This is a genomic window from Microcystis sp. LE18-22.4A, assembly GCF_027531105.1.
Classification (GTDB): domain Bacteria; phylum Cyanobacteriota; class Cyanobacteriia; order Cyanobacteriales; family Microcystaceae; genus Microcystis; species Microcystis aeruginosa.
In genome coordinates, this window is record NZ_JAPZRB010000483.1 from 1 (window position 1) to 8,123 (window position 8,123).

Annotated in this window: 11 protein-coding genes and 1 pseudogene; 6 read left to right on the forward strand and 6 right to left on the reverse strand. The window is 43.1% G+C overall.

Annotated features, from left to right (window positions below; translation table 11 throughout):
* Positions 1 to 132: 132 nt before the first annotated feature.
* Positions 133 to 294: pseudogene (locus O9295_RS21175) on the forward strand (DUF29 family protein); the annotation flags it as partial.
* A 38-nt stretch (positions 295 to 332) separates the two neighbouring features.
* On the opposite strand, the gene O9295_RS21180 reads toward O9295_RS21175, so the two are convergent.
* From O9295_RS21180 to O9295_RS21200, 5 genes are all read right to left on the reverse strand, one after another.
* The gene (locus O9295_RS21180; protein ID WP_002747647.1) at positions 333 to 713 is read right to left on the reverse strand and encodes a DUF7682 family zinc-binding protein; all 381 of its coding nucleotides are present in this window, start codon (positions 711 to 713) and stop codon (positions 333 to 335) included.
* Between the two features lie 341 nt (positions 714 to 1,054).
* On the reverse strand, positions 1,055 to 2,107 hold the full coding sequence (locus tag O9295_RS21185) for a phosphotransferase enzyme family protein (RefSeq protein ID WP_288035128.1): 1,053 nt from the start codon (positions 2,105 to 2,107) through the stop codon (positions 1,055 to 1,057).
* Between the two features lie 323 nt (positions 2,108 to 2,430).
* On the reverse strand, positions 2,431 to 3,474 hold the full coding sequence (locus tag O9295_RS21190; RefSeq protein ID WP_288035131.1) for a S66 peptidase family protein: 1,044 nt from the start codon (positions 3,472 to 3,474) through the stop codon (positions 2,431 to 2,433).
* Positions 3,475 to 3,513: 39 nt separating this feature from the next.
* Complete coding sequence (locus tag O9295_RS21195; RefSeq protein WP_288035134.1) at positions 3,514 to 3,726, reverse strand: polyhydroxyalkanoate biosynthesis repressor PhaR; 213 nt, start codon at positions 3,724 to 3,726, stop codon at positions 3,514 to 3,516.
* Positions 3,727 to 3,768: 42 nt separating this feature from the next.
* Entirely contained in the window at positions 3,769 to 4,236 is a 468-nt protein-coding gene (locus tag O9295_RS21200; protein WP_002765452.1) for a CBS domain-containing protein, read from the reverse strand.
* A gap of 161 nt (positions 4,237 to 4,397) precedes the next feature.
* Here O9295_RS21200 and O9295_RS21205 point away from each other — a divergent pair, with 161 nt between their 5' ends.
* Positions 4,398 to 4,964: a Uma2 family endonuclease gene (locus tag O9295_RS21205; RefSeq protein WP_288035136.1), complete on the forward strand. Its 567-nt coding sequence runs from the start codon at positions 4,398 to 4,400 to the stop codon at positions 4,962 to 4,964.
* Positions 4,965 to 5,035: 71 nt separating this feature from the next.
* Positions 5,036 to 5,884, forward strand: a complete 849-nt coding sequence (gene nadC / locus O9295_RS21210) for a carboxylating nicotinate-nucleotide diphosphorylase (RefSeq protein ID WP_002781548.1) — start codon at positions 5,036 to 5,038, stop codon at positions 5,882 to 5,884.
* Positions 5,885 to 6,114: 230 nt separating this feature from the next.
* Here nadC and O9295_RS21215 read toward each other — a convergent pair whose 3' ends face one another.
* Positions 6,115 to 6,909 (reverse strand): SAM hydrolase/SAM-dependent halogenase family protein, encoded by a 795-nt coding sequence (locus O9295_RS21215; protein ID WP_288035138.1) that lies wholly within the window; start codon positions 6,907 to 6,909, stop codon positions 6,115 to 6,117.
* Positions 6,910 to 7,043: 134 nt separating this feature from the next.
* Here O9295_RS21215 and pirA point away from each other — a divergent pair, with 134 nt between their 5' ends.
* The 3 genes from pirA (at position 7,044) to O9295_RS21230 (ending at position 7,972) form a co-directional block, all read left to right on the forward strand.
* Positions 7,044 to 7,205 (forward strand): arginine synthesis PII-interacting regulator PirA, encoded by a 162-nt coding sequence (gene pirA, locus O9295_RS21220; protein ID WP_002733724.1) that lies wholly within the window; start codon positions 7,044 to 7,046, stop codon positions 7,203 to 7,205.
* A 154-nt stretch (positions 7,206 to 7,359) separates the two neighbouring features.
* Entirely contained in the window at positions 7,360 to 7,524 is a 165-nt protein-coding gene (locus O9295_RS21225; protein WP_002760035.1) for a DUF8624 family small hydrophobic protein, read from the forward strand.
* A complete protein-coding gene (locus tag O9295_RS21230; RefSeq protein ID WP_125732403.1) occupies positions 7,517 to 7,972 on the forward strand; it encodes a GNAT family N-acetyltransferase in 456 nt (151 codons plus the stop codon). The genes O9295_RS21225 and O9295_RS21230 overlap by 8 nt, the downstream gene beginning before the upstream one ends.
* Positions 7,973 to 8,123 lie beyond the last annotated feature (151 nt).

Here is an 8,123-nt window from a genome sequence, read left to right on the forward strand (position 1 = left end):
GAGGGGGTCAATTACCTAATTTTCAGGGAAAAAGTCCAGGGATTTTTCCCCCGATCACTCCCAGATCCATTACTTTTTGATGGCCAAAAGGTCTAAAAGTTTTACCCAACAAGGTTTTTAGATTTATTCAGCAAACCCTATTTAAGAGAAATTTTAGCGAAATGTTATCTCGATGCTCGCCATCTGCTTATTGACGAAACCCAATTAGATGCCAGTATTTTCCCTGTGGAATTGTTAGCTAGTCTAGAGGAGATTCTCGATCAAAATTGGCTGCCGGATTTTCGGGAGACATAAACAGCGATAAATCTTCCCAAGCAAACTAAAGATTAGCTTCACCTACCCGGTTTACAGACGTTATAATCTTCGTGAGAGATGACCGCTTCCGGGACGAGGAGATTGCCGTGGTCGCGACAGATGAGGCGATAATTGCGGGTAACGGGGATACTGATAATAAAGCGATCGTGTCGCAATCGTTTACCGTGGAAATCTCGATAATTGCGGTGATTTTGCAATCCTTGCAGGATTTCCCTAGCTTTAAGTACCACATTTTTCGGTAATTCCCGCAGATCGATCGGATCTTGCGAAAAAGTGGCTTCCCAAGCATTTTTTTGACGTTTTCTTTCTTCCCACGCGGCATCTAGTTGAGCGCAATGATGGCAGACTTGGCCATAACCCTTGTGACCACAGGGAAACTTCTTCTTTCTTCTGGACATAATACCATCTGTCTGTGAGGCTGTGAGAGAGTATTCAAAAGCGGTAAAGCTTGCTTCACTTTTGGCAGATGGAGAAGAAAGTCTTTACCTAGTGATTATCTATACTTACCAGCATACAGGGATCGATCCCTCGTTTGGCCATTGACCAGCAAGAAAGTTGATCTTGGTTAGTTGGGGCCGGCTTTTTGGATAAGACTTTTAGGCTTTTTGGCCATCAAAAAGTGCCGGTCATTGGAGTGATCAGGGGGAAAATTCAGGTAATTTTTCCCTGAAAATGGGTAAAACCCCACACCCCACAACCTACCCCCAGGAAATTTGCTCACCAGCAGGATCAAGGCTGCTTAGAATAATTCCCATTCTTGGGTTCTTAAACGTTTGAGAATGGCCAAACGGCTGCTAAAATAATTGGCGCACAGACGACTATAATCGGTTAAACGCAGGTTATTTAAGCTAATTGACCAAGACCAAATATAGGCCGCTTGGGTGAGATACTGAAGACAAGATAATTCACCATCGGTTAAAGGCACTGTTTCATCGTAGCCTTGGATGAAACCATGGCGAACCTGGCGATTTAAGCCGGATTGTAGGGAAACTTGCAGAAATTTAGCGATATCAAAAACTCGCCAACCATAACCGCACTGATCGAAATCAAATAGGGTCATCTGATTATCAGGGGTGATATGCACATTACCACTATGAGGATCGCCCCAACAAATGCTCCAATAGGGAGATTCTGTCGGTAATTTAGCGGTTTCTTCCTCTATTTCCCCAATGGTTTCTAAAACACAGTCTAGGTCGCTCGGTCGTTGGTGCAGAAAAGGTGCGATAATTTGCAGGGAATCGTCGAGAAGATATTTGAGGTTGAGGGGATGACGATAGGCTAGGGGTTGAAAATCTGCTGTCACCCGATGTAAATTAGCCACGATCGCCCCTAAATGATAGGCTTGTTCTATATCTATGTCCCCAATAGCAATTCCTCCAGGAGCATAGGGAAAAAGGACGGCGTAACGTTTCCCTTCCGGAGCCTTAATTTCTACGGATAAATCACCGTTTTTGGTGCGAATTGGCGCAGCGACGGGAACCTGAGAGCGATCGAGATAATCTAATAATTCTAACTCGAAGTCTATTTCCATTTTGCTGCGCCAATGGCAGTGAGATACGCGCAAAATGTAGGGAGTTTTCAGGGTTTCGAGGAGATACACATCACTTAAACCCCGATGCCAAAATTGACAATTTTTCGGTACATCAATCTCGTAACGAGAAAAAACTAAATCTGCTAGGGCAGCAGGAGCAAGAGTGGAGTAGAGTGCGGGAAAAGTCCATTCTCCAGTCCGAAAATTGGCAGCGGGAGAACTAGAAGGCAGTAAATTGAGCGAAGCCAGAAAAGTCGTCACGGTTCCCTCCCGATGCAAGTATGGACAACGCTCGCATCATCCTATTTTATAGCCCACATATATTACAAATTGGTTCGAGCGCTCCGTATATTTCGCTACATTCCTCTGACTTGAAAGAGGGTGTAGGGTGTGGGGTGTGGGGTGTAGGGAAAGAAACCTCTTTCATCTGTGGGGGTGAAAATTTTTTCATCGGGACTGACTCCTTACCCCACAGTTAACTTTACTTTTGTCCAACTACTTATCAGTACCCCAAAAATTAATATAGGAGCTGCTGAAAAAGTCTTTGAGTGGCAACGCCGGAACAGTTTTTGATGCTTTAACATCTACTTACTAACCGCCGATTCTAACATAGTAATTGTTCCCCGATTAGCATCAAATTCTACTGCAATACCAATAGCTAGAGTCTCGATAATCTCCAAATGTCCGATCATCAAACCTAAACAAGCGGGAATTTTTAAGGGTTGGATATATTCTCGGATCACTTCTTCTAAAGTCAGGGAACCATAGTCACTATCGGCGCTACAATTGCTACATTGACCGAAGATAAACCCAGCTAAATTATCGAGAATTCCTGCTAATTTTAATTGATTTAACAGGCGATCTATTTCATAAATATCTTCACCAATATCTTCTAAAAATAGGATAGCACTGGTAAAATCTGGTAGATAGGGAGAACCTGCGATCGAGGCTAAAGTGGTTAAATTACCACCGATTAATTTACCTTTTGCTTGACCTTTAGTAATAGTTTGAATCCGATTTTTTACCCGCATTAAACGATTGGCATCATCGGGATCGGGAATATTTCTAAAAGTCAACTTTTCCCCGGAAAATAAAACCTGTCGAAAGCTTTCAGTTTGAGCGGTGCGCCAACTAGAAAAGCCATTGGGAGCATGGAAAGTAACTAAACCAGTTTTGGCATAAATAGCTAATAATAAAGAAGTTATATCACTAAAACCACAGATAATTTTCGGATGACGGCCAATTAAATCGTAGTCGAGATAAGGTAATAAACGAGCGCTTCCCCAACCGCCGCGAATTGGTAAAATTAAGGCAATATTATCATCGGCAAAAAATTGATTTATATCCGCGGCTCGCTCGCTATCTTTACCGGCTAGATAACCATAACGATCTAAAGCGTGTTGACCAACTTTTGGGACTAATTTTAAAGCTTTAACTGCTTCAATAACTATATTCAAATCATCTTCTTTAAAAGTTGCCCCCGCCGGACTAATAATACCCACTCCGTCCCCCGGTTGTAGATGTGGCGGTTTAATTAGAGGAAAATTATTGCTAATAACTTTTCTGGTAATTAGGGAAAAACTAACAGCAGTTAGGGCGGAATTAGTGAGAAATTGACGGCGCTTCATCCTGATAGTTTTTAGAAAAATTGCAAGGGAAACAAGAATTTAGGGATTACTGCTCAGAAAAAAAGTTTTCACATATTTCTGGTTTTCCTCCCATGAGTTTAGTCGATTTTCTATTCCCTCAACTTTTCCCGTTAACACCGCTTGTCCTACCTTTAAATCCGTCACATCTTTTTGTAACGAATCGATTTTTCCCTCCATCCGCATCAAGATAGTTTCTAGGGAATAAGTAACCGTTTCCTGAGATTGATTCATTTGTTCAAGACCTTTTAGTTAATTGTTGCCCTAGAAAAGCCATTATGCTTCCGATTTTGCCATATCGCGAATGATATCACCGCGAGTGATAATACCAATTACTTTGTGGGTTTCTTCCTCAATCACCGGTAAACGACGCACATGACGATCATACATTAACGAGGCCGCTTCTTTCAAAGGGCGATCGGCTGTGATACTAATAGGTTTATCGGTCATTACTTCCCCCACGGTTTGACCGAGAGCTTTATGGAGTAATTTCTCGTGACGGCTAGGATTTTGTAGATAGATGACACTATCGAGGAGCATAATGTAAGGAGGAGCTTCTACTCCCGTTTCCTGCCACATAAGGTCAGTTTCGGAGATAACCCCAATCAGTCGTATATTGTCATCCACCACGGGTAAACCACTAAACCGCTTTTCGGCCAAAATCTTCACTGCTTCAGACAGAGAAGTGTTAGCGGTGACGGTGATGGGATTGGGAGTCATGATATCGGCAACTGTTTTCGTCATCTTAGCGACCTGCGATAATAATGCTTTCTGTCTCCATCTTATCATTAGGCTAATCAGTCACCGCTTAATTATAACTATTCTTAAATCTTCGGGCGAGAAAATGTTCTAACATAAAAAGGAAATGGGATATTAATTTAGTTAGTTGACAAGGAAAAAGAAAAATGATCGCTCAACCTCAATACCCAGAAAGAATGACCCCAGAAGAGTATCTAGAATGGGAAGCTACACAGGAATGTCGCCATGAATACATTGATGGGGAAATTATCGCCATGACTGGGGGTAGTCTGCCCCATAATGATATTACCTTGAATTTTTACAGAACTTTATATTCTCATCTCCGTCCGCGAGGCTGTCGAGTCAATGTATCTGATGCCAAGGTACAAGCTAATAATAGTCGTTATTTTTATCCCGATTTGGTGATTAGTTGCGATTCTAGGGATAGAGAATCTCGTAATTTTATTCAACATCCACAAGTGATTATTGAAGTGCTTTCCCCTAGCACAGGAAACTATGATCGCACCAAAAAGTTACAATATTATCGTCAGATTGCCAGTTTACAAGAATACGTTTTAGTCGATGCCGAATCGATCAGTGTTGAGGTTTATCGCCGCGGTGAAGATAAAATTTGGTTTTACTGCGCTTATAGTCAAGGGGAAGAAATTATTCTATCTAGTCTCGATTTTCACTGTGCGATCGAGTTAATCTATGAAGGGATAAGTTTCAATTAAAGAAAGTTTACAAACAGGTCAAACATTCCTAAACTTAAAATAAATACGTCCCGATTTTTTCGATAAATTCTATGTTACCGCCCCTATTAGTTCTTGATCCCTTGTTAGAAAACTGGTTACGAGAAGATCTCGGTAGAGGCGATCGCACCACCCAAGCAATTTTCTTCGGTCATGCTAAAATTGGTCAAGCTAGTTGGATTGCCAAAGAAGCGGGAGTTATTGCCGGTTTACCCGTAGCTGAAAGAGTTTTTCAACTGCTTAACCCCACTATTCACTTTACCCCCACCGTTGCCGAGGGGGAATTCTGCCCCAAGTCTAAAGTTATTGCTGAGATAGAAGGTTCCCTCGATGCGCTGTTAATCGGGGAAAGAGTCGCTTTAAATCTTGCCATGCGCTTGAGTGGGATTGCTAGTGCCACTCGTCAGTATGTGGAGAAAATTGCCGATTTATCGACAAGATTGGTGGATACTCGCAAAACTACCCCCGGATTGCGAATTTTAGAAAAATATGCCTCCGGTATCGGTGGCGCTATTAACCATCGTTTGGGGTTAGATGATGCAATTATGATTAAAGATAATCATATTCAAGCAGCAGGCAGCATTGAGGAAGCAGTGCGTCGTGTACGGCAAAATATGCCCTATCCTCTCACAATTGAGGTAGAAACCAGCCAATTAGAAGAAGTGAATCAGGCCCTGCAGCAGCAGGTAGAGATCATTATGTTAGATAATATGGATTTAGAGATGATGCAAACTGCTGTGGAGATGATCCGCAATTTTAATAGTAAAACCAAAATAGAAGCATCGGGAAATATTACCCTCGATCGCATTCGCAACGTTGCCGAAACAGGAGTAGATTATATTTCCACTAGCGCCCCGATTACCCGTTCTACTTGGTTAGATATTAGTATGAGAATTGATTAAAAAGCTATATCAGTTATCAGTAGGGTGTGGGGTGTGGGGTGTGGGATGTAGGGTGTGGGGTGTGGGGTGTGGGGTGTGGGGTGTAGGGTGTAGGGTGTAGGGTGTGGGGTGTGGGAAGAATAAATAGAAATAATCTCCTATCTCCTGACTCCTGACTCCTGACTCCTATCTCGGAGTCTCCTGACTCCTGACTCCTGACTCCTGACTCCTGACTCGGAGAATACTGACTGCTAACTCCTATCTATTGTAACCTCGATCGCATCGCCAATATTTAGGTGTAATTGCTTTTGGGCGCTACCACTATTGACGGCAATTTCTAACCCCCCGTGACTACCGATAAAAGCGACTATTTCTCCGGAAGGAACATCACTGTAGGTGTTTTTTGCGGGGATAATTTTTGGCCCCAACTGCACCGACCAATTTTTTCCCTCTAGGAGATAATCGGGAATATTGCTGATTAAATTGCCGAAAATGTCAATATATTGAATTTGACCCCTGATTTTATCTTCCTCGATTTGCGGAACAGCGATCGCTAATTGTTGCAAGCTATCGGGATCAATAATCTCACCTAACATTTCTAGGGGTACTCCCCGGGACAAATAAGCGGCCACAGGAGCAAAAATATCACGACCATGAAAAGTAGTGCTAGGGTTAGGGGTGCGCCAATAGGAAGAATTATCGAGATTAACGGCAGATATAGCGGGAGATTGGCTTAAAATGCCACTAAATAAACCATTATCTGGACCAACTAAATAACCACCGGCAAAACGAATCCCTACCCCGCGTCTTTTGCTTCCTACCCCCGGATCTATAACTGCCAGATGAATAGTGCCTTGGGGAAAGTATTGATAGGCATTCAGGAGGATAAAACGACCAGCGTAAAGGTCTTGGGGCGAAATTTGATGATTCAGATCGATCGTGCGAGCATGGGGGGCAATTCCCGCGATTACTCCCTTGATAATGCCCACATAACCGTCCTGTAGTCCAAAATCGCTAGTAAGGGTTATCAGTGCCTGTTCCGTCATTGACTTGTCACTAAGGTTGCCAACAGCTTTAATAAATCTTAACGCTAAATTCAGTAGCTAAAGATACAGTTTCCTAAGGAGAATGTTATGATTTAGATATAAGGTAAGTTAAGTCGCTCAAAAGTCTGTCCACCATGAACAAAAATCGTCAGCAAGTCCTAACACAGGCCACCGTGGCCCATAGGGAAACACTCCGCAGAAATTTACAACACCGACTGGAAGTAGCTAGAGCGCAGGGAAATGAGGCTCTAGTGCGTCAATTGGAAGCAGAGGCGGCCTATTTGCACCTTCGTTAGATTTAATCGGTGTTTAGCCATAGTCTAGTTGTCGGTTTCTAGTGATCGGTATGCCGATCACTTTTTTTTGGGCGAATTTTTTTAAAAAAATTGCCGATATCTCCACTGGCAATCCTTAAAATAGAAGGAACAGCAGTTTAGAGATCAAATAATTATGGCTTTTTTCCGGCAATATATCGCCCCGCTCCTGACTATCTTCGTGTTTTTAGTTGCTCTGGTTGCCACTGGCATCCGGATTTTTTTACCGGCAGATTTAGCGGCACCCGCTCCGATCGAGCCATCCCTGGGCATAATTTTCTCTTATCCTTGGCATGGCTAACCTTCCCGAAGATTATCAGCTGCGACTGGGAAAACCGAGCGATCGCTATCTACTAATTAATTTTCTCACCCGCAGCTATCAAGAATTTTTTCCCGAACAAAAAAACCTCTCCCATCTAGCTGATACAGTCAGACAGTTTTTTTGCCTCGATACTCCCCTCTGGATCGTCGAAGGACAACAAACGGCGATCGCTTGTCTCTGGATGGGGAGCGCCGTCGATCAGGTGACAGGCGATCGCTATGGTCATATTTTTCTAATTTATGTCGATCCCCAGCATCGTCGCCAAGGTATCGCCAGCGCACTAATCGATCGAGCTAAGGATTGGGCAAAAAGTCGCGGACAAACCCGCATCGGTTTACAAGTCTTCATCAATAACGACAATGCTCTCAATCTCTACCAAAATCTCGGCTTTCAAACTCGCTCTTTGCTGATGTTGAAAAATATTTAGGGTTTGCGGCAAAAAGTTTTTCCTGGGGGCAGGGTGTGGGGTGTAGGGTGTAGGGTGTAGGGTTTTAGCGATTTTGAGGGGGTCAATTACCTAATTTTCAGGGAAAAAGTCCCGGAATTTTCCACCCGATCACTCCGGGATCTGGCACTTT

Bases quoted from the DNA above. Each gene is read 5' to 3' on its own strand.
- O9295_RS21215 (WP_288035138.1), bottom strand. From the start codon at position 6,909: ATGACGGAACAGGCACTGATAACCCTTACTAGCGATTTTGGACTACAG.
- O9295_RS21180 (WP_002747647.1), bottom strand. From the start codon at position 713: ATGTCCAGAAGAAAGAAGAAGTTTCCCTGTGGTCACAAGGGTTATGGC.
- O9295_RS21190 (WP_288035131.1), bottom strand. From the start codon at position 3,474: ATGAAGCGCCGTCAATTTCTCACTAATTCCGCCCTAACTGCTGTTAGT.
- nadC (WP_002781548.1), top strand. From the start codon at position 5,036: ATGTTACCGCCCCTATTAGTTCTTGATCCCTTGTTAGAAAACTGGTTA.
- pirA (WP_002733724.1), top strand. From the start codon at position 7,044: ATGAACAAAAATCGTCAGCAAGTCCTAACACAGGCCACCGTGGCCCAT.
- O9295_RS21230 (WP_125732403.1), top strand. From the start codon at position 7,517: ATGGCTAACCTTCCCGAAGATTATCAGCTGCGACTGGGAAAACCGAGC.
- O9295_RS21200 (WP_002765452.1), bottom strand. From the start codon at position 4,236: ATGACGAAAACAGTTGCCGATATCATGACTCCCAATCCCATCACCGTC.
- O9295_RS21225 (WP_002760035.1), top strand. From the start codon at position 7,360: ATGGCTTTTTTCCGGCAATATATCGCCCCGCTCCTGACTATCTTCGTG.
- O9295_RS21195 (WP_288035134.1), bottom strand. From the start codon at position 3,726: ATGAATCAATCTCAGGAAACGGTTACTTATTCCCTAGAAACTATCTTG.
- O9295_RS21205 (WP_288035136.1), top strand. From the start codon at position 4,398: ATGATCGCTCAACCTCAATACCCAGAAAGAATGACCCCAGAAGAGTAT.